The sequence below is a fragment of the Limobrevibacterium gyesilva genome, from assembly GCF_025989185.1.
Taxonomy (GTDB): Bacteria; Pseudomonadota; Alphaproteobacteria; order Acetobacterales; family Acetobacteraceae; genus Limobrevibacterium; species Limobrevibacterium gyesilva.
On sequence record NZ_JAPDNT010000003.1, the window covers coordinates 150,762 to 176,020 of the forward strand.

At 69.8% G+C, this 25,259-nt stretch carries 26 protein-coding genes; 11 read left to right on the top strand and 15 right to left on the bottom strand.

All coding sequences use genetic code 11. The features are described 5' to 3' along the window. Positions 1-23 precede the first annotated feature (23 nt). The 3 genes from OL599_RS06680 to OL599_RS06690 form a co-directional block, all read right to left on the bottom strand. Positions 24-1,145, bottom strand: coding sequence for an NAD(P)/FAD-dependent oxidoreductase (locus tag OL599_RS06680; protein ID WP_264712885.1), 1,122 nt, complete (start codon positions 1,143-1,145; stop codon positions 24-26). An 83-nt stretch (positions 1,146-1,228) separates the two neighbouring features. Then, positions 1,229-1,717 carry a response regulator transcription factor gene (locus tag OL599_RS06685; protein WP_264712886.1) on the bottom strand — a complete coding sequence of 163 codons (489 nt, stop codon included), beginning with the start codon at positions 1,715-1,717 and terminating at the stop codon, positions 1,229-1,231. A gap of 152 nt (positions 1,718-1,869) precedes the next feature. Then, the gene (locus tag OL599_RS06690; RefSeq protein WP_264712887.1) at positions 1,870-2,037 is read right to left on the bottom strand and encodes a hypothetical protein; all 168 of its coding nucleotides are present in this window, start codon (positions 2,035-2,037) and stop codon (positions 1,870-1,872) included. 64 nt (positions 2,038-2,101) lie between these two features. On the opposite strand from OL599_RS06690, the gene OL599_RS06695 reads away from it, so the two are divergent. The 4 genes from OL599_RS06695 (at position 2,102) to OL599_RS26140 (ending at position 6,869) form a co-directional block, all read left to right on the top strand. Further along, positions 2,102-2,953, top strand: a complete 852-nt coding sequence (locus tag OL599_RS06695; protein ID WP_264712888.1) for an alpha/beta fold hydrolase — start codon at positions 2,102-2,104, stop codon at positions 2,951-2,953. Further along, complete coding sequence (locus tag OL599_RS06700) at positions 2,944-5,367, top strand: spermidine synthase family protein (RefSeq protein ID WP_264712889.1); 2,424 nt, start codon at positions 2,944-2,946, stop codon at positions 5,365-5,367. The genes OL599_RS06695 and OL599_RS06700 overlap by 10 nt, the downstream gene beginning before the upstream one ends. 77 nt (positions 5,368-5,444) lie before the next feature. Beyond that, positions 5,445-6,302 (top strand): protein-L-isoaspartate O-methyltransferase family protein, encoded by an 858-nt coding sequence (locus tag OL599_RS06705; RefSeq protein ID WP_264712890.1) that lies wholly within the window; start codon positions 5,445-5,447, stop codon positions 6,300-6,302. A 306-nt stretch (positions 6,303-6,608) separates the two neighbouring features. Further along, complete coding sequence (locus OL599_RS26140) at positions 6,609-6,869, top strand: PEP-CTERM sorting domain-containing protein (RefSeq protein WP_408886917.1); 261 nt, start codon at positions 6,609-6,611, stop codon at positions 6,867-6,869. Here the strand turns inward: OL599_RS26140 and OL599_RS26020 are convergent. From OL599_RS26020 to OL599_RS06735, 6 genes are read right to left on the bottom strand one after another with little or no spacing between them, the layout of a single operon-like run. Next, positions 6,808-7,779, bottom strand: coding sequence for a CobW family GTP-binding protein (locus tag OL599_RS26020; protein WP_264712891.1), 972 nt, complete (start codon positions 7,777-7,779; stop codon positions 6,808-6,810). The genes OL599_RS26140 and OL599_RS26020 overlap by 62 nt on opposite strands. Before the next feature lie 46 nt (positions 7,780-7,825). Then, entirely contained in the window at positions 7,826-8,113 is a 288-nt protein-coding gene (locus tag OL599_RS06715; RefSeq protein ID WP_264712892.1) for a hypothetical protein, read from the bottom strand. Then, positions 8,110-9,540 carry an amidohydrolase family protein gene (locus OL599_RS06720; protein WP_264712894.1) on the bottom strand — a complete coding sequence of 477 codons (1,431 nt, stop codon included), beginning with the start codon at positions 9,538-9,540 and terminating at the stop codon, positions 8,110-8,112. Before OL599_RS06720 ends, OL599_RS06715 begins: the two co-directional genes overlap by 4 nt. A gap of 60 nt (positions 9,541-9,600) precedes the next feature. Next, a complete protein-coding gene (locus OL599_RS06725; protein WP_264712896.1) occupies positions 9,601-10,407 on the bottom strand; it encodes a MetQ/NlpA family ABC transporter substrate-binding protein in 807 nt (268 codons plus the stop codon). 14 nt (positions 10,408-10,421) lie between these two features. Further along, the gene (locus OL599_RS06730; RefSeq protein WP_264712897.1) at positions 10,422-11,081 is read right to left on the bottom strand and encodes a methionine ABC transporter permease; all 660 of its coding nucleotides are present in this window, start codon (positions 11,079-11,081) and stop codon (positions 10,422-10,424) included. Between the two features lies 1 nt (position 11,082). After that, on the bottom strand, positions 11,083-12,189 hold the full coding sequence (locus OL599_RS06735; RefSeq protein ID WP_264712898.1) for a methionine ABC transporter ATP-binding protein: 1,107 nt from the start codon (positions 12,187-12,189) through the stop codon (positions 11,083-11,085). 318 nt (positions 12,190-12,507) lie between these two features. Between OL599_RS06735 and dctP the strand changes: the two genes are divergently transcribed. The 3 genes from dctP to OL599_RS06750 are packed head-to-tail and all read left to right on the top strand — an operon-like array spanning position 12,508 to position 15,424. Continuing rightward, entirely contained in the window at positions 12,508-13,527 is a 1,020-nt protein-coding gene (gene dctP / locus OL599_RS06740) for a TRAP transporter substrate-binding protein DctP (protein WP_264712899.1), read from the top strand. Beyond that, the gene (locus OL599_RS06745) at positions 13,524-14,084 is read left to right on the top strand and encodes a TRAP transporter small permease (protein WP_264712900.1); all 561 of its coding nucleotides are present in this window, start codon (positions 13,524-13,526) and stop codon (positions 14,082-14,084) included. The genes dctP and OL599_RS06745 overlap by 4 nt, the downstream gene beginning before the upstream one ends. Beyond that, positions 14,081-15,424, top strand: a complete 1,344-nt coding sequence (locus OL599_RS06750; protein WP_264712901.1) for a TRAP transporter large permease — start codon at positions 14,081-14,083, stop codon at positions 15,422-15,424. Before OL599_RS06745 ends, OL599_RS06750 begins: the two co-directional genes overlap by 4 nt. 235 nt (positions 15,425-15,659) lie before the next feature. On the opposite strand, the gene OL599_RS06755 is transcribed toward OL599_RS06750, so the two are convergent. From OL599_RS06755 to OL599_RS06770, 4 genes are all read right to left on the bottom strand, one after another. After that, positions 15,660-17,216, bottom strand: a complete 1,557-nt coding sequence (locus OL599_RS06755) for an MDR family MFS transporter (protein ID WP_264712902.1) — start codon at positions 17,214-17,216, stop codon at positions 15,660-15,662. A gap of 100 nt (positions 17,217-17,316) precedes the next feature. Continuing rightward, a complete protein-coding gene (locus OL599_RS06760; protein ID WP_264712903.1) occupies positions 17,317-17,943 on the bottom strand; it encodes a hypothetical protein in 627 nt (208 codons plus the stop codon). Between the two features lie 227 nt (positions 17,944-18,170). Beyond that, complete coding sequence (locus OL599_RS06765; RefSeq protein WP_264712904.1) at positions 18,171-18,818, bottom strand: LysE family translocator; 648 nt, start codon at positions 18,816-18,818, stop codon at positions 18,171-18,173. Continuing rightward, positions 18,815-19,702, bottom strand: coding sequence for a dihydrodipicolinate synthase family protein (locus OL599_RS06770; RefSeq protein WP_264712905.1), 888 nt, complete (start codon positions 19,700-19,702; stop codon positions 18,815-18,817). The genes OL599_RS06765 and OL599_RS06770 overlap by 4 nt, the downstream gene beginning before the upstream one ends. 108 nt (positions 19,703-19,810) lie before the next feature. Between OL599_RS06770 and OL599_RS06775 the strand changes: the two genes are divergently transcribed. Genes OL599_RS06775 through OL599_RS06785 form a run of 3 tightly spaced genes read left to right on the top strand, consistent with a single transcriptional unit; the run spans position 19,811 to position 22,013 of the window. Next, on the top strand, positions 19,811-20,245 hold the full coding sequence (locus OL599_RS06775; protein ID WP_264712906.1) for an RbsD/FucU family protein: 435 nt from the start codon (positions 19,811-19,813) through the stop codon (positions 20,243-20,245). Continuing rightward, positions 20,242-21,204, top strand: a complete 963-nt coding sequence (locus tag OL599_RS06780; RefSeq protein WP_264712907.1) for an aldo/keto reductase — start codon at positions 20,242-20,244, stop codon at positions 21,202-21,204. Before OL599_RS06775 ends, OL599_RS06780 begins: the two co-directional genes overlap by 4 nt. Then, entirely contained in the window at positions 21,201-22,013 is an 813-nt protein-coding gene (locus OL599_RS06785) for an amidohydrolase family protein (protein WP_264712908.1), read from the top strand. The genes OL599_RS06780 and OL599_RS06785 overlap by 4 nt, the downstream gene beginning before the upstream one ends. A 36-nt stretch (positions 22,014-22,049) precedes the next feature. Here OL599_RS06785 and msrB read toward each other — a convergent pair whose 3' ends face one another. After that, positions 22,050-22,451, bottom strand: a complete 402-nt coding sequence (gene msrB, locus OL599_RS06790) for a peptide-methionine (R)-S-oxide reductase MsrB (protein WP_264712909.1) — start codon at positions 22,449-22,451, stop codon at positions 22,050-22,052. A 130-nt stretch (positions 22,452-22,581) separates the two neighbouring features. On the opposite strand from msrB, the gene OL599_RS06795 reads away from it, so the two are divergent. Then, positions 22,582-24,360, top strand: coding sequence for a monovalent cation:proton antiporter-2 (CPA2) family protein (locus OL599_RS06795; RefSeq protein ID WP_264712910.1), 1,779 nt, complete (start codon positions 22,582-22,584; stop codon positions 24,358-24,360). 166 nt (positions 24,361-24,526) lie between these two features. Here the strand turns inward: OL599_RS06795 and OL599_RS06800 are convergent, their stop codons facing one another. After that, a complete protein-coding gene (locus OL599_RS06800) occupies positions 24,527-25,243 on the bottom strand; it encodes a nitroreductase (protein ID WP_264712911.1) in 717 nt (238 codons plus the stop codon). Positions 25,244-25,259: the final 16 nt, after the last annotated feature.

The following is a 25,259-nucleotide window of genomic DNA, read 5'->3' on the forward strand; positions in this document are numbered from 1 at the left end:
CGCCCAGGGGTGTTGGGGGTTGCTCAGGCGCTTACGGCATGGAAACGTTTTGGATCGACCAGATTCAGGAACGAACGAGCCGCGCCGGGATCGCGGCCGCCGACCAGATCGGCCACCAGTCGGCCCTGCGCCGGCGAAGTCTGGATGCCATAGCCGCCCTGCCCCACGCTCCAGAAGAACCCCTCCACCTCGCGGTCCCAGCCGATCGCCAGGCTGCGGTCCGGGGTGAAGGTCCGCAGCCCGGCCCAGCTGTGCTCGATGCGGCGGACCTCGATGTCCAGCGCCTGCTGCATGCGGTCCACCGCGATGGCGACGTCGAGCTCGTCCGGCCGGGCGTCGTGCGGATAGGTGTCGGTTTCGTCGGCGGGCGACACCAGCAGCTTGGTGCGTGCCTCCGCGCGGGCGTACCAGGTGGAGCCGGCATCGCTCAGCATCGGCCAGTCGGCGACCTGCCACGGCGCCGGATCGACGATCACGGCGGTGCGCCGCTTCGGCACCAGGCCCAGCGGCCGGGCGCCGGCCAGCGCCGCCACCTCGTCGCCCCAGGCGCCGGCGGCGTCGACCACCACCGGTGCGGTAAACGCGGCGCCGCCGGTCACTTCGACATGCCACATGCCGCCGCGCCGCTCGATCCGTCCGGCGCGGCTGCGCAGCGCCAGCACGCCGTCGCGCGCGCGCAACTGGCGCAGGAAGCCCTGCAGCAAGGCGGCCACGTCCATGTCGAACGCGTCGTCCTCGATGGTGGCGGCGACGGCATAATCCGGCCGCAGCGCGGGGACCATGGCGCGCAACTCCGCCAGCGGAATTTCCCGCATGCCCTGCCCTTCCGCGAGCATCTGCCGCAGCGCCGGCTCCTGGTCGGCCGGGGCCAGGGTGACGACGGGGCGGCGGCTCATCAGCGGCGTGTCGGTGAAGCCGGGCGGCGGCGTCTCGAAGAACGACCGTGACAGCGCCGACATGGCGCGCACGTCCGGCGGGCCGTAATTCTGGATCCACAACGCCGCCGAGCGGCCGGTGGTGTGATAGCCGGCGGCCTCTTCGGCCTCGATCAGCGCGACCCGATGGTTTTCGGCCAGATGCGCGGCGGCGGTGGCCCCGGCGATGCCGGCGCCGATGACGACGATGTCGAATTTGTACGTGTCCATGTGCACGAACATCCTATGCCGCCATGCGGCGGGCAAGCATGCCGCGAACACGCCGCACCAGCCTTTTGTTTCCAGCGGCCCGCCTAGATCAGCAATGCCGGCGACAGCAGGCTCATGACGAAGTCCACGATCACGCGGGCGCCGAACGGCTTGCGCACGAAGCGCATGAACGGGTCGCGGGGCGGTGCCGGGCGCAACTGCCAGTCGGTCAGGCCGGTCATGAACACCAGCGGCATGTGGGCGGAACGGTAGCGGATCCAGTCGCCCAGGTCGAAGCCGTCCATGCCGCCGGGCAGCGCGATTTCGGTGACGACGGCATGCACGGCGGTCACCCCGAGTCGCGCCCGCGCCTCGGCGGCCGTGCTGGCCTCGAACGCGTCCATGCCGGCCTGGCGCAGCGCGCGCACCAGCATTTTCCGAACCTGCACATGGTCCTCGACCACCAGGATCTGGCGCCGGTGCGACACCGGCGCTGCGATCAGCGCGGCCTGGACCTCCAGGCAGGGTTGAGGTAAGGCACAGAAAAGGGCGTCCGACCGAAACTGCCCGTCCATCGAGTAGATGCCCCGCATCCCTTTGAATCCGGACGATGAATCTGTCCTGACATTGCGCAGTCACGACGACATCATTAAATCGTTATTCTGACGCCGGCGCACGTTTTGTAGACGTATGTTAAGCGGTCCTCACGGAATCGTTATTATTCCCCGGACGCGCGCAAACCGGCCTAATGGAAGCTGACGCAGTTGGTGCGGCCGGACATGACGCAGTCCTGGATGCGCGAAACCGATCCCAGCATCCCGCTCAGCCACAACCCGCAGGCGATGATCACCAGGATGACCAGCATGGCGATCAGCGCGCCGCGGCGCGAGGGAGGTTCTTCTTCGTCACTCATTATTGGGGGCGATTCCCGGTTCGGATCGATTGACAGCGCGGGGCCGCGTCGGTCAGTTGACAGCATGCGGGTAGGTTCTGCAATCGCCGCGATTCTCGTCATTCTCGGCTTGCTGCGGCCCGCCGCGGCGGCGGAGGATCGCTATTTCGTGACCGGCGACGGGGTTCGGCTGCACTACCTGGAGGCCGGGCGGGGACGCACGCTGGTCTTCGTGCCCGGCTGGACCATGCCGGCCTGGATCTGGCAGCGGCAGATCGACGAGTTCTCGCGCCAGTACCGCGTCATCGCCTTCGACCCGCGCGGCCAGGGGGACAGCGCCGTCGCCCCCAGCGGCTACGAACCCGGGCGCCGCGGCCAGGACATCGCCGATCTCATCGCCCGGCTCGGACCCGAGCCGGTGCTGCTGGTCGGCTGGTCGCTCGGCGTGCTGGACGCGCTGGCCTATGTCCATGCCAACGGCGACACGCGGATCGCGGGGCTGGTGCTGGTGGACAACTCGGTGGGCGAGGACCCGCCGCCGCAGCCCTCGCGGCATCCCACGAAGCCGGGGCCGCGCCTGCCGCGCGAGGCGATGATGCGCAATTTCGTGCGCGGCATGTTCAAGCGCCCGCAGCCGCAGGCCTATCTGGACCGGCTCACCGAAGCCTGCCTGCGCACCCCGCAGCCGGCCGCCAGCGCGTTGCTGTCCTATCCGGTGCCGCGGAGCTACTGGAAGGAAGCCGTCTATTCCACCGACAAGCCGGTGCTGTACGTGGTACGGCCGAAATTCGCGGGCCAGGCCGACAACCTCGCCGCCCACCACCCGGCCGCCGAGGCTGTGGTGATGAAAGAGCCCGGCCACGCCTTGTTCGTGGACGAGCCGGCGCATTTCAACGCCATCCTGCTGGACTTCATCCGGCGACGCATATGGCGCTGACCGAACGGCCGGGAATGGCGCCGCTGTTCCTGGTGTCCATGGCGACGGTGGGATTTGAGATCGCGCTGACCCGCTACTTCGCCGTCGCGAAGTGGTCGGAATACGGCTACTGGGTGATCTCCATCGTGCTGGCCGGCTTCGCGCTGTCCGGCGTGGTGATGGCGCTGGCGCGGGACTGGTTCGCCCGGCACGGCACGGCGCTGCTGACAGTGCTGCCGGTGCTGCTGATCGCCGCCGCCGCGGTGGGATACCACTTCGTCACCACCAATCCTTTCAATCCACTGCAGTTGCAGAACCAGGCGACGTTCGGGCCGCAGCTTTACAACATCGCGGGCTATTACATCTGCCTGCTGCCGTTCTTCTTCCTCAGCGGCCTGTATATCAGCCTGTGCTTCGTGCTGAACGACACCCAGATCGGGCGTGTCTACGGCTTCGACCTCACCGGCGCGGGGCTCGGCGCATTGCTGGCGCTCGGCCTGATGACGGTGGTGCACCCGTTCCAGCTTCTGCCCTGCCTGCTGGTGCCGCTGTTCGCCGCCGCCCTGTTCGCGCGACGGCGGCGGCTGGCGGTCGGGCTCGCCGCCCTGGTCGCGCTCGCCGGCGGCCAGGCGTTGCTGCTGCTGGGCGACGCGGCATCGTTCAACGACTACAAGGCCATCTACGCGCCGCTGCACGTGCCGGACAGCCGCACGGTGGCGGAGATCCGCTCGCCGCGCGGGCTCTACATGCTGCTGGACGACTTCACCGAGCGCGTGGACACGGACGTGTCCAACAATGCCGGGCTGCTCGGGCTGCCGGGGCCGCCGACCTCGTTCGGCCTGTATCGCGACGGCAACCGGCTGGCGTCGCTGCCGCGCCCCGGACCCGTCGATGCGGGCTATGCCGCAGCTACGCTGGCCGCCCTGCCCTACACGCTGCGGCCGCACCCGCGGGTGCTGCTGGCCGGCGCGTCCGGCGGATTCCGCATCGCGGAAGCGCAGGCGCTGGGAGCAGCGTCGGTGGATGCGCTGGAACCGGAGCCGGTCCTGCGCGGCGCCCTGCGCCAGGGCCTCGGCGAATCTCCCCCGGTCACGGCCGGCGGCACGGTGCGGATCCTCGCGGAAAGCCCGATCGCGGCGGTGCGGGCAAGCGGCCCCTACGACCTGATCGACATCTCCGCCGATTTCCTCGATGCCGCCGAGGCCAACACCAGCGCCTTCGCCACCGAGGCCATCGCATCCTATATGAAGGCGCTGACCCCGGGCGGGATCGTCTCCCTGCCGGCGTCGATCCGGGAATTCCCGGCCTATGCCATCCGCGTGCTGGCCACCGCCCGGGCGGCGTTGCTGCAGGCCGGCATCACCGACCCGGCGGCGCATGTGCTGGTGTACCGCTCGGCCTGGAACGTGCGCATCCTGCTGTCGAACACGCCGTTCGACGCGGCCCGGATCGCCGCCGCCAAATCGTTCTGTGACGAACGATCCTTTGACATAAGCTATTTCGCCGGCATCGACGTGGCGGCGGCGCGCGCCAATATCTACAACGACTTGCCGGCCGTTTCTTTCGAGGAAGGCGAGGTCACCTCAGGCGAAGGGGCGCATGATGCCATCGCCGACGAGGCCAAGCCCGTGCTGCTCGGCCAGAGCACCGAATCCGCCCGGGCTTTCGACCTGTCGCCGATCACCTATGACCGGCCGTCTTTCTATGCCGTGCTGCGGCTGTCGCAGCTCGGCACCATCCTGCAGCGGCTGGAGTTGCTGCCGCAGGCCGAGATCGGGCCGCTGGTGAACCTCGCGGTGCTGGCGCAGGCGGCGATGGTGGCGCTGCTGGTGCTGGCGGTGCCGCTGCTCGGCGGGCGAAGGATGCGCGCGGGCGGGCCGGGGGTGCTGCGGGCGATCCTGTATTTCTCGGCACTCGGCCTGGGCTTCCTGTTCCTGGAAATCTTCCTGATCGAGCGGGCCAGCTTCTATCTCAACGACCGCACCAGCGGCTTCTCGCTGGTGCTGACGGGAATGCTGATCTTCTCCGGCCTCGGCAGTATGATGGAGCCCCGCTTCAAGGCGGATCCACGCCGCGGCATCGTGATTGCCGTGGCGGTAATCCTGGCTTGGGGCGTGCTGCTGCTGGTGGGATTGCAGGATTTCATGCTGGCGACGCTGGGCCTGCCATGGCTGGCACGGGCCGCGATCGTGGTGGCGCTGGTGGCGCCGGCCTCGCTAGCGCTGGGCCTGCCGTTTCCGCTGGGCCTCGGACGGATGGGGTCCGGGGGGTTCCTGCCCTGGGCGTGGGGGCTCAACGGGGCGTTTTCTGTGGTTTCCACGCCACTGGCCAACCTCATGGCGCTGCAACTTGGATATGACAGGGTTCTGTTGGCGGCGATGCTGCTGTATGTGACCTGCATTCTCGCCTTTCCCAGATTGCGAAAGAGTACCTAGTGGCCGGAAACAGTCTCATCCCGACCCGCTCTGTCCTGACCCGTCGTGGCCTGCTCGCGGCCGGCCTTGCGGCGCCCGTGGTCATCAGTTCCGCGGCCCGCGCGGCCGGCGCGTGGACCCGCCAAGCATACATGGAGGCGATGGCGAAATCGGGCCGCCCCGTGGACCTGACGGAGGCGCAGTTCCAGGCGATCCAGGCGCGCAAGCCGGCCGCCATGAAGCGCATCGAGAGCTACCTCAAGGAGCGTCTCGGCGGCGCCGACCCGGCTGTCATGGCCGCGTTCCAGGCGCTGCCGCGCGAGTATTTCCACTACATGTACGACGGCCGCCGGGCGACGCCGGGCGACGCCTACGAGGAGACGCCGAAGCCCTGGGCACTGGGCTACGGCTCGGCGCTGTCCGACTATCTCGGCCAGGCCTACATGACCCAGGTCTGCAAGCCGACCGCGGGCGACGTCACGCTGGAGATCGGCACCGGCAGCGGCTTCCAGAGCGCGCTGCTGTCGCGCATCGTCAAGCGCAGCTACTCGATCGAGATCATCGAGCCGCTGGGCAAGGCCGTGGGGAAGATCTTCGCGCCGCTCGGCTACGACAATGTCGAGACGCGCGTGGGCGACGGCTATTACGGCTGGCCCGAGGTGCATGGCGGGTTCGACATCATCATCGTGACCTGCGCCGCGCAATACGCGCCGCCGGAGCTGTTCAAGCAGCTCAAGCCGGGCGGGCGGATGCTGATTCCCATCGGGCAGCCGTTCAAGCGCGGGCAGTTCCTGTACGTCTACACCAAGGACGAGGAAGGCAAGGTCCACTCCCGCAAGGATGTGGGCGTGTTCTTCATTCCGATGACCGGGGCGATGATGAAGACGCCGGCCCCCAAGCCGCCTGCGCCCGCAGGCACGCCGAAGGCAGGAGAGCCGGCCAAGACCGAGGGCTGACGGATGCCGCCTCCGGCGAACCCCGGTGCAGATGCAATATCGAAATAATCTGCTTTCACCAGTTCGTATATTCAGCAAGATTTGAGCGATTTCTCGGGAAATCGCGTGTGAGCTCTCCGATCACATCGATGGCACCGAACGCTCTCGTGCAGTTCTTTCAGTGTCCGGTTGTTTTATAGGGTGCCGACCGCACTGACCTGAGCCGGTCATTGCTGATGTAGCGCTCGTTTGTACGCCATTCGCGAAGCGACCCGGAGAGGGGCGTGGATGATGCCGAAGCACGTGTCATTGGCGGCGGCAATCGCGATGTCGCTGATCCCGGCCGCGCGCGCGCATGCCGTCCCGACGGGCGTGGATGCGGGCGGGCGGCCCGTGGCGCCGGTTGACGGCACGCACCTCGCCACACGCGGCTTCGCGGCCGACATCACTGCCGGCACCGACGCCGCTGCGACACCGGCGCCCGAGCCAGGCTCGCTCGCTCTGCTGGCCCTTCTCGGAGCCGGCTTCATTGTCCTTGGGGTTCTGCACCGGCCCCGTCCGCGCCGGCTGCCGCCACCGCCTCGCTGACCTCGGCGGCGATGGCGTCGAGCAGGCGGGCGGGAAAATGGCGGGGCAGGCGCTCGCCGATGACCACGATGCGCGTGCGCCGGTCATCCGATGGCCAGCGGTCAAGGAACGCCACGGGGGCGAAGACGTGCTGCACGCCATGCACGACGGCAGGGCGGCCGGGCATTTCGACGATGTCGACCAGCCCCTTGAGGCGCAGCAGGCGCGGACCGCAATGCTCGGCCAGTGCCTCCAGCAGCAGCGTAAGCGCCAGTGCCGGGACCGGGGTGGTGCGCAGCACCAGGGCGGTCGTGATGCCGGCGCTGTGCCGCGCGGCCGGCGTGACCGGGTCCGCTGGCAGGCGCGGCACGGCCGCGAACAGGGCGGCAGGCGGCGGCGCTCCCGCCTCGACCGGCGCGGTGGCGTTCAGGCCGGCGATGACGGCGCGCAGCTCCGGCGGGACCGGTGCGAGGTCGGTCTTGGTCAGCACGATGCGGTCGGCCAGCGCCACCTGGCGGCGGGCTTCCGGGTGGCGCCGCAGCGTCGCGGCGCCTAGCAGCGCGTCGACCAGTGTGACGACCGAGGCGATGGCGAAGGCCCCGGCCATCGCGGGGTCGGTCATCAGCGCATGCAGGATGGGCGCGGGATCGGCAAGGCCCGAGGTTTCGATCAGCACGCGGTCGAAGGCGATGGCGCCGTCCCGGCGCTGGCGGTCGAGGGTCAGCAGCGTGTCCACCAGATCGGTGCGGACAGCGCAGCACAGGCAGCCGGTGGTGAGCTGCAGCAAGGTCTCGGTGCCGGTGGCGATGAGGTCATGGTCGAGGCCGATCTCGCCGAATTCGTTGACGATGACGGCGGTGCGGGCATAACGGGGATCGCGCAGCACGCGGCCGATCAAGGTGGTCTTGCCGCTGCCCAGGAAGCCGGTCACGACGGCGACGGGGATCGGGGCGGCAGGCGCGGGTGATGGCCGCACGCTACCGCAGCCCGATGCCGGCCCCTGCCCCGATGCGGGCGCGGATGCCGGGATCGGCCCCGAGCGCCCGGCGCAGCGCCGACAGCAAGGCGACGATTGAGGGCGACGGCCGGGTGCGCGTGGGCGTGGCCAGGAACCAGCGCGTCGGTGCCGGGCCGCGCCGGATGGTGCAGGCGGCGGTGGCGGTTTCGACCCGCAGCCCGTCCGCCGTGGCGGTGACGGCGCCGGCGATGTCCCACAGGCGCAGGCAATCCAGCAGCAGGCCGCGCAGTTCGGCGTCGGTGGTCACAGCGCGACCGGTGCCGCGATGATGGCGGGGTCGATCCGGCGCGCGACGAACCGGCCATCGCTGAGCGTCCCGGTCAGCCGGCCGCCCTCCATCACGATCTTGCCGCGCAGCAGCGTCATGCTCGGCCAGGCATGGGCCTCCCATCCGTCCCACGGCGTGTAGTCGGTCTCGTGCAGGTCGGCGGCGGTGATGATGCGCCGGCGCGAGGTGTCGAGCACGCAGATATCGGCGTCCGCGCCCACGGCGATGACGCCCTTGCGCGGATACAGGCCCATGATCTTCGCGGCATTGGTCGAGACGAGATCGACGAACTTGCGCAGCGAATAGCCGCGCCGCCCGACCATTTCCGTGTACATCAGCGCCACCCGCGGCTCCACGCCGGCATTGCCGCCGGTGGTGTCGTCGATGCGCAGGCCCTGGGTCTTCTGCGCCAGCGTGCAGCAGATCTCGTCGGTGGCCACACAGTTGATGGCGCCGTCCAGCGTGCCGCCCCACAGCGCGGCCTGGTCCTGCGCGGATTTCAACGACGGGTAGGTGTGGAAGATCTGGCCGTTGGCCTTGCGGTAGTCGTCGCTGGTGTAGAGCATGTACTGGTGCAGGCTTTCGCCGTAGATCGGAACGCCCTTGCCGCGCGCCTCGCGGATGGCGGCAACGCCGGTCGCCGCACTGGTGTGCATCATGTAGAGCGCGGTGCCCGGCACGCTCTCCGCCAGCCGGATGACGCGGCGGAAGGACAGGTCCTCGGAGAGGGTGTTGTGCACCTCGGCCATGTTCACGAAGCTGGTCCGGCCCTCGCGGAACAGTTTCGCGTACATGTGCATGACGATGTCGTTGTCCTCGGCATGGATGACGCCAAGGCCCTGGTTCGCCGCCAGCACCTGGAACACCTCCCAGATGTCGCCGAAATCGACCATGCGGCCCTTGCGGCTGGGCGTGAGGTCGGTGGTGAAGATCTTCACCGTGGGATGGCCGCCGCGGATCGCCGCCCCGAGCTGCTCCAGCATCGCCGGCGCGATGTCGCCCTCGACCATCAGGTGGAACGCATAGTCGGTGTGGCAGGCGCCCTTCCAGCCGGCATCTCGGCGGGCGATGGCGTCCTGCACATCCGCGCCCTCGATGCAGCGCACGAAATCGATCAGCGTCGTGGTGCCGCCGTGGATGGCGGCGCGGCTGACCACCGAGGCGGGCTGGGTGAACGCCGTCGGGCCATCGGGCACCGGCATCGGCCAGGCGCAATGCACATGCGGGTCGATGCCGCCGGGCATGACGATGCTGCCCGGCAGGTCGACAAGGCGCGCGCCGGCCGGCACGGCGACGCTGCCATGCGGTTCGACGGCGGCGATCCGGCCATCGGATATCACGATGTCGCAAGCCTCGACGCCGCCTGGCGTCACCACCGTGTCGCCGCGCAGCACCAGATCGACCATGCCTGCCTCCCGCCGTTCGTTGCGGGCATGGTCGGCCGGTGCGGCGTGCCGCACAACCCCTCAGGCGCCAGGGACGACGGCGCCCTTGAAGGTCTCGGCCACCCATTGCTTCACGCCGGGATCGGCGTACCCGGCCGCCAGGGCGTGGGCCCAGGGCCGCGCCTCGTCGCCGGCGCGCACGACCACCAGGCAGCAATAGATGCTGTCGCCCTTCTCCACCGCGAGGCTCGCATGCAGCGGATCGAGCCCGGCCGGCACGGCATAGTTGCCGGTGACGGCCGCGGCATCGACGTCGTCAAGGGCGCGGGCGATCTGGGCCGCCTCCAGCTCGACAATGCGCACGCGCTTCGGGTTCTCGATGATGTCGGCGACGCTGGCGCGGAAATCCACGCCCGGCGTCAGCTTGAACACCCCGCTCTCGGCCAGCAGCAGCAGCGCCCGCCCGCCATTGGTGGGGTCGTTGGGAATGGCGATGCGCGCGCCTTTGGCCAGATCGGCGAGCGACGTCACCTTGCGGCTGTACACGGCCATCGCCGTCAGCACGGTGCGGCCGGCCACGGCGAACTGGTAGCCGCGGTCGTGGATCTGCTGATCCAGGAACGGCCGGTGCTGATAGACGTTCACGTCGAGGTCGCCGGCGGCCAGGGCCGCGTTCGGCTGGATGAAGTCGCCGAACTCGGTGATCTTCAGCACCAGGCCCTGTTGGCCGACGGCGTCGCGCACGCGTTCCAGCACCTGGCCGTGCACGCCGCTGGTGACGCCCACGCGCAGCGGCCGCGCGGCGGTGCCGATGTCGCCGCCTTGCGCCCGCGCGGCGACCGGCAGCAGCAGCGCTGCCCCGAGGGCGGCGCGTCGGGTGATAAGCATGGTCAGGCTCCTTGCTATTTTCGTGAGATCCGGCGCACCAGCGCATCGCCCAGCGTCTGCATCCCCTGCACCACCAGGACCAGCAGCACCACGACGATGGCCATCACTTCTGGCATGAAGCGCTGGTAGCCGAAGCGGATGCCGAGGTCGCCCAGGCCGCCGCCACCCACGGCGCCGGCCATGGCGGAGTAGCCGACCAGCGAGACCAGGGTGACCGTGATCGCGGCAACCAGGCCGGGCGCCGCCTCGGGCACCAGAACATGGGTGACGATCTGCAGCCGTGTGGCGCCCATTGCCTGCGCCGCTTCGACCAGGCCGCGATCGACGTCGCGCAGCGCCGTCTCGAACAGGCGCACGATGAAGGCGGTGGCGGCGATGGCAAGCGGCACGATGGCGGCCGTCGTGCCGATGGAACTGCCCGCGACGGCGCGGGTGAAGGGCACGATCGCGACCATCAGGATGATGAACGGCACCGACCGGATGGCGTTGACGACAACGCCGAGGACGCGGTTCACCGCCGCATGGCGGGCGATGCCGTCGGGGGCGGTCGCCTGCAGCAGCAGCGCCAGCGGCAGGCCGGCGGCGATGGCGATGCCGGCGGCGGCCAGCACCATCAGCGCGGTCTCGTTGGCGGCATCCAGCAGCAGGTCCTGCATCGCGGGGGTGAGCCACATGTCAGGCGGCCAGCGCTGCGGGCTCGGCCGCGATGGCGTCGATGGCGTCGATGGCGAGGCCGAGCCCGCGCATCCAGGCAGTCGCCTGCATCAGGCGCCCCGGTGGGCCGTCGGCGGCCACCGCCAGCACGCCGAACGGCGCGCCGCCGATCGCGTCCACGCGGCCGGCGATGATGTTGAGGTCGATGCCGAATTCGCGCGAGGCCTCGCTGATCACCGCGCGGCTGGCATGCGGTCCCGCGAACAGGATGCGCAGGATGCGCCGCTGCGTGCCCGGTTGCGGCGCGGGGAGCCGGCCCAGGGCGCCGTCGGGCAGCGTGGTGCCGATGACTTCGGCGACGAAATTGGCGGTGGTCGGATGCTGCGGGCGGGTGAACACGTCGAACACGCGGCCCTGCTCGATCACGCGTCCGCGCTCCAGCACCGCGACCTCGTCGCAGATCGCCTTCACCACGGCCATCTCATGGGTGATCAGCAGCACGGTCAGGCTGAGCCGGTCGCGCAGGTCGCGGATCAGGAGCAGAATCTCCGTGGTGGTCTCGGGGTCGAGCGCGCTGGTGGCCTCGTCGCACAGCAGCAGGCTCGGGCGTCCGGCCAGCGCGCGGGCGATGCCGACGCGCTGCTTCTGGCCGCCGGAGAGCTGTGCGGGATAGGCGCCGGCGCGGTCGGCCAGCCCCACCAGGGACAGCAATTCGGCCACACGGGCGCTGCGTGCGGCGGCAGGGACGCCGGCGAGTTCGAGCGGCAAAGCGACATTGTCGGCCACGCTGCGGCGCGCCAGCAGGTTGAAGTGCTGGAACACCATGCCGATCCGCCGGCGCACCGTATTCAGCGCCGCGCGGTCCAGTGTGAGCAGATCCTGGCCGTCCAGATGCACCTGGCCGGAGTCCGGCCGCTCCAGCAGGTTGACGCAGCGCAGCAAGGTCGATTTGCCGGCACCGGAGCGCCCGACGATGCCGAAGATCCGGCCGCGCGCAACGGCGAGCGATACGCCGTCGAGCGCCGCGGCACTGGCATAGGACTTGCGGAGGTCGCGCAGGCTGACCAGCGCTCGGCCGGCGTCCTGGGCGGCGACGTGGGCGGCGACGTGGGGTGTCAAGGCGTTCAACGAAGGCGCTCCTGGGCCAGGCCAATATTAACGATATAACAACGTAGTATTTTATTAATATGCGAACATTTCGCGTGAATGTCAATGCCGCGGGATGGCCTTGCGGGGCCGACTCGGTGCATTAGTATTTTGTCTCTGCATGTCGCCAAAGATGACGAACTGTAGAGTCGGGATGCCGGCGTTTGTTTTCAGTGGCCTGCTGCCCCCTGCGCCCGCGGCGCGATGCCGCGGATGTCGGGGGGACGAGACCGGAACGCATGCCACGTCCGCGTCACTTGCGATGCCATATCCACGATGCTTTTCCAGGGGGAAACACCAATGATGCTGTCTCGCCGCGCCGCTTTCGGCGGGCTTCTCGCCGCGCCCGCCATCCTGCGGGCAGGCCGCGCCCGCGCCGCCGCGAAGACCTTGAAGATCAGCCACCAGTTTCCGGGCGGCACCGCCGACGAGGGCGATTTCCGCGACCGCCTGGTACGCCGGTTCGCCGCCGAGGTGGAGAAGAAGACCGGCGGCGAGTTGGCCTTCGAGATCTATCCGGGATCCTCGTTGATGAAGACGGTGGCGCAGTTCTCGGCCCTGCGCCGCGGCGCGCTGGATCTCAGCCTGTACCCCCTGGCCTATGCCGGCGGCGAGGTGCAGGAGGTCAATATCGGCCTGATGCCGTGCCTGGTCAGCACCTACGAGCAGGGCATGGCCTGGAAAAACAACGAGATCGGCCGCGAACTTATCTCGGTGCTGGACAAGCGCGGCGTGAAGATCGTCACCTGGATCTGGCAGGCCGGCGGCTGCGCCAGCCGCGCCGGGGCGGTGATTTCGCCGGATGACACCAAAGGCATGAAAGTCCGCGGCGGCTCGCGCGAGATGGACCTGATGCTGAAGGCGGCCGGCGGCATCATCTCCTCCGTGCCGTCGAACGAGATCTATGCGGCCATGCAGACCGGCACGCTGGACGCCGCGGTCACGTCGTCCACCAGCCTGATCAGCTTCCGCCTGCAGGAAATCGCCAAGAACGTCACCGGCGGCCGGCACGGCAGCTTCTGGTTCATGCTCGAGCCGCTGCTGATGTCCAAATCCATCCATGACGGCCTGACGCCCGACCAGCAGAAGGCGATCAGCGAGGTCGGCACCGGGCTCGAGGATTTCGCGCTGCAGGCCGCCCGCGCCGACGACGACGCGCTGGCCGAGATCTACGGCAAGGCCGGCGTGAAGGTGTCCGATTTCGACGCGGCCGCGCTGGGCAAATGGAAGGCGATCGCCGAGGCGACGGCGTGGAAGGACTTCGCCGCCCGCAACGCCGCCTGCGCCTCGCTGCTGAAGCTGGCGGAAGCCGTCGCTTGAGCGCGCATGCCGGCTTCGATGCCGCGTCCGTCACCACGCCGGCGGCGGACGTGCCGTCGGGGGGTGCGCTGGGCGCGGTGCAAACGGTGCTGACCACGCTGAACGGCGTGATGGCGGTGGCCTCGTCCATCGCCCTCGGCGCCGCCGGCGGCGTGCTGACCTGGGAGGTGATCGGACGCTACTTCCTCGACATCCCGAGCGACTGGCAGGACGAGTTGTCCACCTTCCTGCTGATCGGCGCGACCTTCGCCTCGGCCGCCTGGACGCAGGCGCGGCGCGGGCATGTGGCGATCGACGCGTTGGCGCATGTGCTGCCGCCGGCACTGGAAGGGGTGCGCCGCGTGGTGGCGGATGTGGGAGCGCTGCTGTTCTGCGGCTATTTCGGCTGGAAATGCTTCGGGCTGCTGCTGGAAGCGGTGGCCGATGGGCAGACCACGCCCTCGGCCTGGGGGCCGCCGCTGTGGATTCCCTATGGCTGCATGGCGGCCGGGATGGCGTTGCTGACGCTGCAGCTGTTGCTGCAGGTCCTGGCTGCGCCGCAGCGGTTTCGCGCATGAACACGCTGCAGATCGGCTTGCTGTACGGCGGCGCGACCCTGGTGGCGCTGTTCTCCGGCATCCCCATCGCGTTCGCGCTCGGCGGGGTCGCCACGGTGTTCATGATGGTGTTCATGCCCGCGGCGTCGGTCGATACCATCGCCCAGAACGTCTACGAGGAACTGGCCAGCATCACCCTGCTGACCATTCCGCTGTTCATCCTGAAAGGGGCCGCGATCGGCAAGTCGCGGGCCGGCAAGGATTTGTATGACGCCCTGCACACCTGGCTGCACCGCATTCCCGGCGGGCTGGGCGTGGCGGTGGTGCTGGCCTGCGGGCTGTTCGCGGCCATGGCGGGGTCGAGCCCGGCCACGTGCTCGGCGATCGGCAGCTCCGGCATCCCGGAAATGCGCCGGCGCGGCTATTCGCCCGGCTTCGCCGCCGGGCTGGTGGCGGCGGGCGGCACCCTGGGCATCCTGCTGCCGCCCTCGATCGTGCTGATCCTGTACGCCGTCGCCGCCGAGCAGTCGCTGGGACGGCTGTTCCTGGCCGGGCTGGGCCCGGGCGTGCTGCTGGTGGTGCTGTTCTCCGGCTATGCCATGTTGCGCTGGCGGTCCGAGTACGCCGCCGCCATGGCCACCGCGGTCGCGGGCGGGGAGCGTGGCGAGATCCTGCGCATCGACAGCTACACCCTGAGGCAGAGGCTCGCCGCTTTGCCGCGTGTGTTGCCGTTCCTGCTGCTGCTGCTCGGCGTCATGGTGGCACTGTACGGCGGCATCGCCACGCCGAGCGAAACCGCCGGCCTGGGCGCCGTGCTGGCGCTGCTGCTGATCGCGGTCATCTACGGCGCCTGGCACCTGTCCGACCTGAAGCCGATCTTCCAGGGCACGCTGGGCGAGAGCGGCATGCTGCTGATGATCATCGGCATGAGCCTGCTGTACAGCTATGTGATGAGCTATCTGCACATCAGCCAGGGCGCGGCGGCCTGGATCGTGGCGCTGCATCCGTCGAAATGGCTGCTGCTGGCGGCCGTCCTGGTGCTGGTGGTGATGCTGGGCTTCTTCCTGCCGCCGGTCTCCATCATCCTCATGACCGCCCCGATCATCCTGCCGCCGCTGCGCATGGCCGGGTTCGATCTTGTCTGGTTCGGCGTGGTGATGGCGGTGGTGATGGAAATGGGGCTGATCCATCCGCCGGTCGGACTGAACATCTTCGTCATCAACCGCATCGCGCCGGATATCGGGCTGGGCGCGGTGATCTGGGGCACCCTGCCCTTCGTGGTGCTGATGGCGGTGGGCGTCGTGATCCTCTCGGCGTTCCCGGAAATCGCGATGTGGCTGCCGAACCTCATCTACGGGTGAGCTGAAAGCGGCTGCCGGCCGAAAAGGTGGAAGTGGACACAGAGAACACAGAGGTCCACGGAGGTCACGGAGAAGAGTCATCGTGTGGTGCAGCGCCGCACGCATGCCAGCCGCATGACAAGGAATGCGCGCGCAGCGCGCCCCGAACCTTCCTTCTCCGTGACCTCCGTGGACCTCTGTGTTCTCTGTGTCCCCTGTCCTGACTTCGTCCCTGTCCTGACTTCGTCCCCTGCCCTCACTTCGCCCCGGACTGCAACGGCAGGTCGCGCATGAAAAGGCAGGCCAGGACCGCGATCGCCGAAAGGCCGGCGCAGACCAGGAATGTGAGGTGGAATCCGCCGGACAGCGCCGTTCGCGCGAGCGTCCGCGTGGCCTCGTCCAGCACCAGCGTTGCCCCCTCCGCCCCGCGCAGCGCCCCGAGGTCGATCGACTGGGTCACGCCCAGCTCGGCCAGGCGCTGGGTGAAGTGGCCGGTCAGCAGGGCGCCGGCGAGGGTGCTGCCGAAGGCGCCGCCCATCGAGCGCAGGAACAGCAGGGCGCCGGTGGCGGCCCCCACGTCGCGCCGCTCGGCGGCGTTCTGCACGATCACCAGGCTGGACGGCATGCACAGGCCGATGCCCAGGCCGACCACGGCCATATAGAGTACCAGCACCGGCCCCGGGGTGTGCCCTGTGGCCGTGGCCAGCAGCAGGAAGCCGACGCAGGAGGCCGCGAGGCCACCGAGGACGATCCCCTTGGCGCGGCCCAGCCGGCGCGCGAGCTGGCCCGACACATAGGCGCCGACCACGTTGAAGCCCAGGAACGGCACGATCATGGTGCCGGAGGCCGATGCGTCGACGCCACCGATGAGCTGGAAGAACAGCGGCAGCAGGAAGGTGCCGCCGAGCATGCCGGCGGTGGCCAGGAAGGCGATCATGACACCCAGCGAGAACACCGAATTGGTGAACAGCCGCGGCGGCAGCAGCGGGTCGATATAGCGCCGCTCCTGCCAGATCAGCGCTGCCAGCAGGGCGAGCGCGAGGCCGCCCATGCCCGTGATCTCCGGCGAGACCCAGGAATATTCGACGCCGCCCCAGCTCATCATCAGCAGGCAGGTGGTGATGAACCCGGTCAGCAGCGCGGCGCCGAGATAGTCGACGCGCGCGGTGGTCCGGCGCACCTTCAGCAGCTTCAGCGCCCGGCTGCTGAGGAAGAAGGCGGCGATGCCGATGGGCACGTTGATCCAGAAGATCCAGTGCCACGACAGGTAGTCCGTCATCCAGCCGCCGAGGATGGGGCCGAAGATGCTGGCGACCCCCCAGGTGCCGGCCATGTAGCCCTGGTATTTGCCGCGCTCCCGCGGCGCCACCACGTCGGCGATCGCCGCCTGCGCCATCGCCATGAGGCCGCCGCCGCCCAGGCCCTGCAATGCGCGAAAGACGATCAGCTGGAACAGCGACTGCGACAGGGCGCACAGGATGGAGGCAATCACGAACACCACGATCGCCGGCAGCAGCAGGGCGCGGCGGCCATAGATGTCCGACAGCTTGCCGTAGACCGGCGCCGACGAGGTGGAGGTCAGCAGATAGGCCGAAACGATCCAGGACAGGTGCCCGAAGCCGTTGAGATCGGCGGCGATGGCGGGCACGGCAGGCACCACCACCGTCTGGTCGATCGCGGCCAGCAGGATGCACAGCAGGATGCCCGTCAGCACCTGCACGATCTGCTGGTGGCTGAAGGCGGGCAGCGCGTCGGCATCCGCCGGCTCGATCGTGGCGGACTGGGCGGGGAGCGTGGGGGGCGGGGCATCCATCGGAATCTGCACTCAATCTATGGGCGTGGCGCGGCCACGCCGGAAATCCATGCAAGACGCGCCAACCGGGTCACGCCGCGGCACCCCACCAGGGGGCGCCCTAGCCTGCCGGCTGCATCGAGACGACCCGCCAGGTGGTGTTGGTCACCACCCCGCCATTGGCCATCGGCGTCACCGTTTGCCGCTGGACGACGATGCCGGTGGCCTGATCGATCCAGATCCGCTTCTCGTTGCGCACGTCTTCCCGGCCCTGCGAATCGTGCCAGACAGCCCGGATCTCCATCGTGGCGACACGCCGGCTGCCGACGGTCAGGATCGGGTTGGCCACATGCGTGACCGTGACCTTGCCCCAGAGCTTGGCGCGGGTCAGCGCGAACGAGGCCTCGGTCCCTGGCGGGCCGGTGAGCACCCGGCGGATGGCGTCGCGCTCCTCCGCCGTGCCCTCGCCGAAACGCCCGTCGCCCCAGAAGCCGAGAAAATAGCGGTAGCTGCGCCCGCTCCAGGCGATCAGGCAGACATCGGGATCGCGGGGGTCGCCACCGCGGAACTGCACGACCGCGCCATCCTCCAGCGCGGCGCTCACGCCGGCGGCGCAGGATGGCGGCTGCGCGAGGCTTTCCAGCACCGGCGGGTCTGCCGCCACCGGCGGTGCGGCGGACGGTTGTTGCTGGCAGGCGGCAAGAATGGCGATCAGGCCCCACGAGGCGATCAGGCGGATCGGAGACATGAAACTCCCTGGGCAGTCTGGTTCTGATTGTCTGGCACCTCAACCGCAGCATCGTTGCCATCCCGTCGTGGAACTCAGGCGGTCCTGACAGACACGCGGGCATCTACCACGAACCCTTTCAGGATACATGCCCTGGTATGATTACCGATCGTTTATGTCGCCTGGTGGTCATTACCCAACGACAACGCCAGATACACACCAGCCAGGCCGTTGGTCTTGGCCAGACCCTAGGAGGACCGGAAGCCACGCCGCAATCCCGGCGCCGCATTCAGCACCGCGGCAGCGGCGAAGCCCAGGAACAGCAGGCCGGACGCGCGGACGATCCAGACCTCGTGGCGGCGGTACAGATGACGCACGCGCGCCGCACCGGCGATCAATACCAGCACGCAGTCGCCGGTGAGGAACCCGACCGAGGCCGCCAGCACCAGCACCGGCAGCGAGTCCCAGGTGAGCTCGGTGGAATGGCCGGCCAGCAACGCCGTGAAGGTGGCGACGGCGACCGGGTAGCCCTTCGGGTTGGTCAGCCCGAACGCCATGCCGCGCAGCAGCGGCCGGCGCACCACCTGCGCGGCGGCGCCGTCGGTGCGGCGGTGCACCCTCACCGCCCGCAGGCCGAGCCAGCCAAGATAGAAGCCGCAGACCAGCCCGAGCACGTCGAACACCAGCGGCCCGATGGCGTGCGCGCCCACGATGGCCAGCAAGGCCAGCGACGACCACAGCAGGTCGCCGGCGAAATGGCCGAAGATGAAGCCGGCGCCGGCCCGCCGGCCCTGTGCCGCCCCGATGCCCAGCAGCATCAGGAAGCCGGGCCCGGGGGTCAGCGTATAGATCGCCCCCGCCACCGCGGAGGCGGCGAGCAGGGACGGCGAGATCATGCGGCGCGCCGCGCCTGCAACGCGGCCAGCCCGGCGGCGATGCGGGCACCCCGCGCCGGATCGGCCGCGCGCAGCGGCGGACGCACCGTGCGCCAGGCGGCATCGCCGGTGGCAGCGGCGATGGCGGCCTTCACCAGCGGCAGGAAGTGGCCGCCGGTGATCAGGTCGCAGGCCGCCTTCATGTTGGCCTCCGCGGCGGGATCGGTGAACATGGCCCGCACCAGATCCGGCACCAGATTGGCCATGCCGCAGATCGTGCCGGTGCCGCCCGCGGCCAGCGCGCGGTTGATGTGCACCTCCGCCCCCACCAGCGCGCCGCAATCCGGCGCCTCCCGCCGGAACGCGAGGAAGCTGTCGAAGTCGCCGGTGCTGTCCTTCACCCCGGCAATGACGGCGCCGAAGCGCTTGCGCAGCCGGCCCAGCACGGCGGCCGGGACCGACACGCCGGAGACCTGCGGAATGTGGTACAGCGTCGCGCGCAACCGGTCGGAGCCGACGCCGTCGACGATGGCGGCGAAAGCGTCCTCCATGCCTTCGTCCGGCGCGTCGCGGAAGAAATACGGCGGCAGGATCAGCATATGCGTCAGGCCCAGCGCCATGGCCTGGCGGCTAAGCGCCACCGTATCCGGAATGGCCGGACAGCCGGTGCCCAGTGCGATCCGGTCGGCCTGTACGCCGGCCTTCAGCAGCGCCTCGGTGGCGGCCAGGCGCTCGGCGGCGGAGAAGGACGGGCCCTCGCCCGTGGTTCCGAACGGCACCAGGCCGTCGCAGCCCTGGTCGAGCAACGCCAATCCGTGGCGCGCCAGGGCCGCATGGTCGATATGCCCCTCCGCATCCAATGGGGTGGCCATGGCAGCCCAGAGGCCGCGGATCACATCGCTCATGTTGTGTCTCTCCCGGAACTGGCCCCAGGGTCGCATCACCGGGCGAACAAGTGAAGGGTGTTCCGGCGGCGGGACAGCCGATAGGTTTGCGCAAAGACCGGAGGGAACATGCTGATCGGCCTCGACCCGCTGCTGACGCCCGACCTGCTGCACGCGCTGGCCGCCATGGGGCATGGCGACCGGATCGCGCTGGTGGACGCCAATTATCCGGCCACGCGCGGCCGCCGCAGCATCGCGCTGCCCGGCGCGGATGCGCCGCACGCGCTGCGCGCGGTGCTGTCGGTGCTGCCCATCGACAGCTTCATTCCGGACCCCGTGCTGGTGATGCAGGTGGTGGGCAGTCCGCAGGAGGTGCCGGACGTGGTCGTGGAGATGAACGCGGTGCTGGGCGAATACGGCAATGCGCCGGCCGTGGCACTGGAGCGGCACGCGTTCTATGCCGCGGCCGAGGCCGCCTACGCCATCGTCGCCACCGGCGAACGGCGGTTCTACGGCAACATCATCCTGACGAAAGGCGTGATCCCGCCGGAGGACATGCAATGATCCCGGGCCCGCTGGGCATGGGCGGGGCGCCGCTCGGCAATTTGTTCGCCCGCATCCCCGAGGATGTCGCGGCCGCCACGATGCAGGCGGCCTGGGACGCCGGCATCCGGCATTTCGACACCGCCCCGCATTACGGCGCCGGCCTGTCCGAGCACCGCATGGGTGCCGCGCTGCGGCTGCATCCGCGTGACGCCTACACGCTGTCGAGCAAGGTCGGCCGCATCCTGGAGCCGGCGCAGGACGTGCCGGAGCTCGACCAGGGCTTCGTCGGCGCCCTGCCCTTCCGCCGGCGGGTGGACTACTCGGCGGCCGGCACGATCCGCTCGATCGAGGACAGCCTGCAGCGGCTGGGGCTGGCGCGGCTGGACATCGTCTACATCCACGACGTGTCCGAAGACTGGCACGGTCCCGCCTGGAAGGACCGCTTCGCCGAGGCGATGGCGGGGGCGGCGAAGGCGCTGACCGATCTGCGGCGGCAGGGGGTGATCCGCGCCTGGGGGCTGGGGGTCAACCTGGTGGCGCCGTGCCTGGCGGCGCTGGAACAGGCGGAGCCCGACGTCTTCCTGGTGGCCGGGCGCTACACCCTGCTGGACCACGGAGCGCTGGACCAGCTGTTCCCGGCCTGCGCCGCGCGCGGCGCGAAGGTGGTGCTCGGCGGGCCGTACAACTCCGGGCTGCTGGCCGGCGGCACCACGTTCAACTACGAGACGGCGCCGCCGGAGATGGTGGCCCGCGCCCGCGCCATCGCCGCCGTCTGCGCCCGCCACGGCGTCGACCTGAAGGCGGCCGCCCTGCAATTCTGCGCCGCCCACCCGGTGGTCGCCACGGTCATCCCCGGCGCGCGCACACCGGCCGAGATGCGCGAGAACGCGGCGATGATGCAGGCGCCGATCCCCGATGCGCTGTGGGCCGAGCTGAAGCGGGAGGGGCTGCTGCCCGGGCACGCGCCCACGCCATGATCGTCGACGCCCATCATCATGTCTGGCGGCTGGATCGCGGCGACTATGCCTGGCTGACGCCCGATTTGCCGATCCATCGCGATTACGGGCTGGCTGACCTGCGGCCGCTGCTGGGCGACGTGACCGCCACCGTGCTGGTGCAGGCGGCGCCGACCGAAGCGGAAACCGCGTTCATGCTGGAGGTGGCGCGCGGCTCCGGCGGGCTGGTGCGGGGCGTGGTCGGCTGGACCGACCTTGCGGCCCCGGACGCCGCCGCGCGTGTCGCGGCGCTCGCCGCCGATCCGCTGCTGAAGGGCTTGCGCCCGATGCTGCAGGACATCGCGGATACCGGCTGGATTCTGCGTCCCGAGATGCAACCGGGGCTGGCGGCGATGACGCAGGCCGGGCTGCGGCTCGACCTGCTGGTGGCGCCGCGGCATCTGCCGATCCTGCCCGAGCTGGCGGCGCGTCACCCCGGCCTGGAGATGGTGATCGACCACGGCGCCAAACCGGCGATCGCCGCGGACGCGTTCCGGCCCTGGGCGGACGACATCGCCGGGATCGCCCGCGCGACGCGGTGGTGCTGCAAGCTCTCGGGGCTGGTGACGGAAGCCCGGCCCGGCTGGCAGGCCGGCGAGTTGCGCCGCTACGTCGATCACCTGCTGGCCTGCTTCGGGCCGGACCGGCTGATGTGGGGCAGCGATTGGCCGGTGGTGAACCTGGCCGGCGGCTACGCGCGCTGGCGCGACGCCGCGCTGGCGCTGCTGCCGACAGAGGCGCGCCGGGCCGTCCTGGGCGGGACGGCGGCGGCGTTTTACGGGCTGGAGTGAACGAAAGGCCGGTCCTGCAGCCTCAAGCCGGGGCGCCTATTCGCCTTCCGGCTCGAACTTCATGGCGACGCCGTTCATGCAGTAGCGCTGGCCGGTGGGTTGCGGGCCGTCGTCGAAGACATGGCCCAGATGGCCCTGGCAACGAGCGCAATGCACCTCGGTGCGGACCATGAACCAGCTGTTGTCGCTGCTGGTGCCTACCGCACCGTCCAACGGCGCCCAGAAGCTGGGCCAGCCGCAGCCGCTCTCGAATTTCGTCTCGGAGTTGTAGAGCGGCTGGCCGCAGCCCGCGCACACGAAGGTGCCGCGTCGCTTCTCGGCGTTCAGCGGGCTGGTGCCGGCGCGTTCGGTGGCGTGCTGGCGCAGCACCTTGTACGCCTCGGGCGACAGGATCTTGCGCCATTCCTCATCGGTGCGGGTGGTCTCGTCTGACTGCATGGGTTCCTCCGATGAGCGATGATGTGGCGTCGGCGCTGGGGTGTTCAACCGGCCGCCTGGCACATGCCGCGCCGGGCGGTCACGGTGCGGCGCAAGACAATGGCGCCCCGATCCTGTTTACTGCTCGGGCATGCTGGAAGCGCTTGTCATCCTGCTGGCCGCGGCCGCGATCGCCGTTCCGCTGTCCCGCCGCGCCGGGTTCGGCAGCGTGCTGGGCTATCTGGTGGCCGGCGTGGCGATCGGGCCGTCCGGGCTGCGGCTGGTGACCGACGTGGACCAGATCACGCGTGTCTCCGAGCTCGGCGTGATCATGCTGCTGTTCCTGATCGGGCTGGAGGTGCGCCCGGCGCGGCTATGGGTGATGCGGCGCGCGGTGTTCGGGCTGGGGTCGGCGCAGGTGGCGGCGACCGCGGCGGCATTGGCGTGGATCGCGCATCTGGGCGGCGCCCCCTGGGCGGGGGCGGTGGTGCTGGGCGTGGGGATGGCGATGTCGTCCACCGCGATCGTGTTGCCCATGCTGGGCGAGCGGGCCCTGCTGGCGACGCGCGCCGGGCGCGACGGGTTCGCCGTGCTGCTGTTCCAGGACCTGGCCTTCATCCCGCTGGTGGCGCTGGTGCCGCTGCTGGGCGGGGCGGCCATGCCCGATCAGCTACCGCTGCTCGCCGTGGCCAAGGGCGCGGGCGCGATCGCGGTGATCCTGCTCGGCGGCCGGTTCCTGATGGGGCCGGCGTTCCGCGCCATCGGCGGCGCCCGCACGCCCGAAGTGTTCACCACGCTGGCGCTGCTGATCGTGGCGGGCTCCGCCGCGCTGGCCGGCGCCGCCGGGCTGTCGCCCTCGCTGGGGGCGTTCATGGCCGGGGTGCTGCTGTCGGAATCCGAGTACCGGCACGAGCTGCAGGCCGATATCGAGCCGTTCGAAGGGTTGCTGCTGGGCTTCTTCTTCGTCTCCGTGGGCATGTCCGCGCAGGTCGGGCTGCTGGCGCACCAGCCCGTGGCGATCGTGCTGGGGGTGGCGGTGCTGCTGGTGGCCAAGGCCGCGGTGGCCTACGCGCTGGCGCGCATCGCCCGTCACGACCGGGTGGACGCGGTGCGGTTCGCCCTGGCGCTGCCGCAGGGCAGCGAGTTCAGCTTCGTGCTGTTCGCCGCGGCCATTGCCGTGGGCGCGCTGGGCCGCGACCAGGCAGAAGCGGCGACGCTGGTGGTGGCGCTGTCGATGATGGCGACCCCGCTGCTGTTCGCCGCCTCCGAACGCCTGCTGATCCCGCCCCTGCGGCCGCGCAAGGACGTGCGGTACGACACGATCGTTACCGCGCCGACGCCGGTGATCGTGTGCGGGTTCGGCCGTGTCGGCCAGATCATCGGGCGCATCCTGCGCATGCAGGGCCTGCCGTTCACCGCGCTGGAGGGCGATCCCGCGCAATTGGAGGTGGTGCGCCGCTTCGGCAGCGACGTCTATTTCGGCGACCCGACGCGCCCGGACCTGCTGCGCGCGGCCGGCGCCGACAAGGCGAAGCTGCTGGTGGTGGCGATCGACGACATGGAGGCGGCGCTGCGGGTGGTGGATACCGCCCAGCGCAATTTCCCGAACCTGACCATCATCTCACGCGCCCGCAACCGCCGGCACGTGCACCTGCTGCTGGATCGCGGCATCACCCAGGTGGTGCGCGACACCTTCTATTCCAGCCTGAAGCTGTCCGAGCTGGTGCTGCGGGCGTCGGGCATACCGGGCAAGCAGGCGCAACGGGCGGTGGCGCTGTTCGCCGAACATGACGAGCGCAATCTGATCGAAACGCACGGGTTCTATCGCGACGAGAAGCAGCTGATCCAAAGCGTGCAGCAGGCGGCGGAGGAACTGTCCGGGCTGTTCGAGGCGGACCAGCGGCGGGAGAAGGAGGCTGGGCCGGGCTGAAGCGAAGCAAGGGAAGTGGACACGGAGGGCACGGAGGGCCACAGAGGTCACGGAGAAGAAAGAATTGAGGCGCGCTTCGCGCGCATTCATTTCGGTTGTGGACGCGGTGACGCCGCGACCGGCAGGCCCTTCTCCGTGATCTCTGTGGCCCTCTGTGCCCTCCGTGTCACCTTCCCTTCTCTTCCATCCCTCCGAACCCGAGAAAACGCGTGAACGCCGCTGCCCGCACACGCTCGGTCTCGAGCGCGTTGGCCGGCGCGGTCTTGTCCTCGTAGCCGATGGCCATGCCGCAGACGATCGTCTCGTCCTCGGGAATGTCCAGCAAGGCGCGCACGGTGCCGGGGAATTCGGCGAAGACGGCCATGGCGCAGCTATCCAGGCCGCGGGCGCGGGCGGCGATGCTGATGTTCTCCAGGAACATGCCGTAGTCGATCCAGCTGCCGATCTCCATGCGCCGGTCGATGGTGCAGATCAGGCCCACCGGCGCGCCGAAATACTGCAGGTTGCGCACGACATGCGCGCGCATCTTCTCCTTCTCGCCGCGGGCGATGCCCAGCAGCCCGTACAGGTCCCAGCCGATCTTGCGCCGCCGCGACAGATAGGGCTCGTGCAGCGGCCTGGGGTAGTAGGCGCGCTCGATCGCGTCGGTCTCGGCGCCGGACAGGAAGGCGTCGGACACGCCCGCGCAGAACCGGGCCAGCGCGTCGCCGGCCAGCGCGATCACCCGCCAGGGCTGCATGTTGGTGCCGCTGGGCGCGCGGGCGGCGACGTCCAGCAGGTGCTCGACGGTGTCCTGCGGCACCGGCCTCGGCAGGTAGCCGCGCACGGAGCGGCGCGACAGGATCGCCGCCTCGGTCTCGTTCATCGCCGTCACGTCCGCCATGCGCTGCTCCCGGTTT

Excerpts from the sequence above, each read along its gene's own strand:
- OL599_RS06680 (WP_264712885.1), bottom strand. The coding sequence starts at position 1,145 with ATGGACACGTACAAATTCGACATCGTCGTCATCGGCGCCGGCATCGCC.
- OL599_RS06685 (WP_264712886.1), bottom strand. The coding sequence starts at position 1,717 with ATGCGGGGCATCTACTCGATGGACGGGCAGTTTCGGTCGGACGCCCTT.
- OL599_RS06690 (WP_264712887.1), bottom strand. The coding sequence starts at position 2,037 with ATGAGTGACGAAGAAGAACCTCCCTCGCGCCGCGGCGCGCTGATCGCC.
- OL599_RS06695 (WP_264712888.1), top strand. The coding sequence starts at position 2,102 with ATGCGGGTAGGTTCTGCAATCGCCGCGATTCTCGTCATTCTCGGCTTG.
- OL599_RS06700 (WP_264712889.1), top strand. The coding sequence starts at position 2,944 with ATGGCGCTGACCGAACGGCCGGGAATGGCGCCGCTGTTCCTGGTGTCC.
- OL599_RS26140 (WP_408886917.1), top strand. The coding sequence starts at position 6,609 with ATGTCGCTGATCCCGGCCGCGCGCGCGCATGCCGTCCCGACGGGCGTG.
- OL599_RS06720 (WP_264712894.1), bottom strand. The coding sequence starts at position 9,540 with ATGGTCGATCTGGTGCTGCGCGGCGACACGGTGGTGACGCCAGGCGGC.
- OL599_RS06725 (WP_264712896.1), bottom strand. The coding sequence starts at position 10,407 with ATGCTTATCACCCGACGCGCCGCCCTCGGGGCAGCGCTGCTGCTGCCG.
- OL599_RS06730 (WP_264712897.1), bottom strand. The coding sequence starts at position 11,081 with ATGTGGCTCACCCCCGCGATGCAGGACCTGCTGCTGGATGCCGCCAAC.
- dctP (WP_264712899.1), top strand. The coding sequence starts at position 12,508 with ATGATGCTGTCTCGCCGCGCCGCTTTCGGCGGGCTTCTCGCCGCGCCC.
- OL599_RS06750 (WP_264712901.1), top strand. The coding sequence starts at position 14,081 with ATGAACACGCTGCAGATCGGCTTGCTGTACGGCGGCGCGACCCTGGTG.
- OL599_RS06755 (WP_264712902.1), bottom strand. The coding sequence starts at position 17,216 with ATGGATGCCCCGCCCCCCACGCTCCCCGCCCAGTCCGCCACGATCGAG.
- OL599_RS06760 (WP_264712903.1), bottom strand. The coding sequence starts at position 17,943 with ATGTCTCCGATCCGCCTGATCGCCTCGTGGGGCCTGATCGCCATTCTT.
- OL599_RS06765 (WP_264712904.1), bottom strand. The coding sequence starts at position 18,818 with ATGATCTCGCCGTCCCTGCTCGCCGCCTCCGCGGTGGCGGGGGCGATC.
- OL599_RS06770 (WP_264712905.1), bottom strand. The coding sequence starts at position 19,702 with ATGAGCGATGTGATCCGCGGCCTCTGGGCTGCCATGGCCACCCCATTG.
- OL599_RS06775 (WP_264712906.1), top strand. The coding sequence starts at position 19,811 with ATGCTGATCGGCCTCGACCCGCTGCTGACGCCCGACCTGCTGCACGCG.
- OL599_RS06780 (WP_264712907.1), top strand. The coding sequence starts at position 20,242 with ATGATCCCGGGCCCGCTGGGCATGGGCGGGGCGCCGCTCGGCAATTTG.
- OL599_RS06785 (WP_264712908.1), top strand. The coding sequence starts at position 21,201 with ATGATCGTCGACGCCCATCATCATGTCTGGCGGCTGGATCGCGGCGAC.
- msrB (WP_264712909.1), bottom strand. The coding sequence starts at position 22,451 with ATGCAGTCAGACGAGACCACCCGCACCGATGAGGAATGGCGCAAGATC.
- OL599_RS06795 (WP_264712910.1), top strand. The coding sequence starts at position 22,582 with ATGCTGGAAGCGCTTGTCATCCTGCTGGCCGCGGCCGCGATCGCCGTT.
- OL599_RS06800 (WP_264712911.1), bottom strand. The coding sequence starts at position 25,243 with ATGGCGGACGTGACGGCGATGAACGAGACCGAGGCGGCGATCCTGTCG.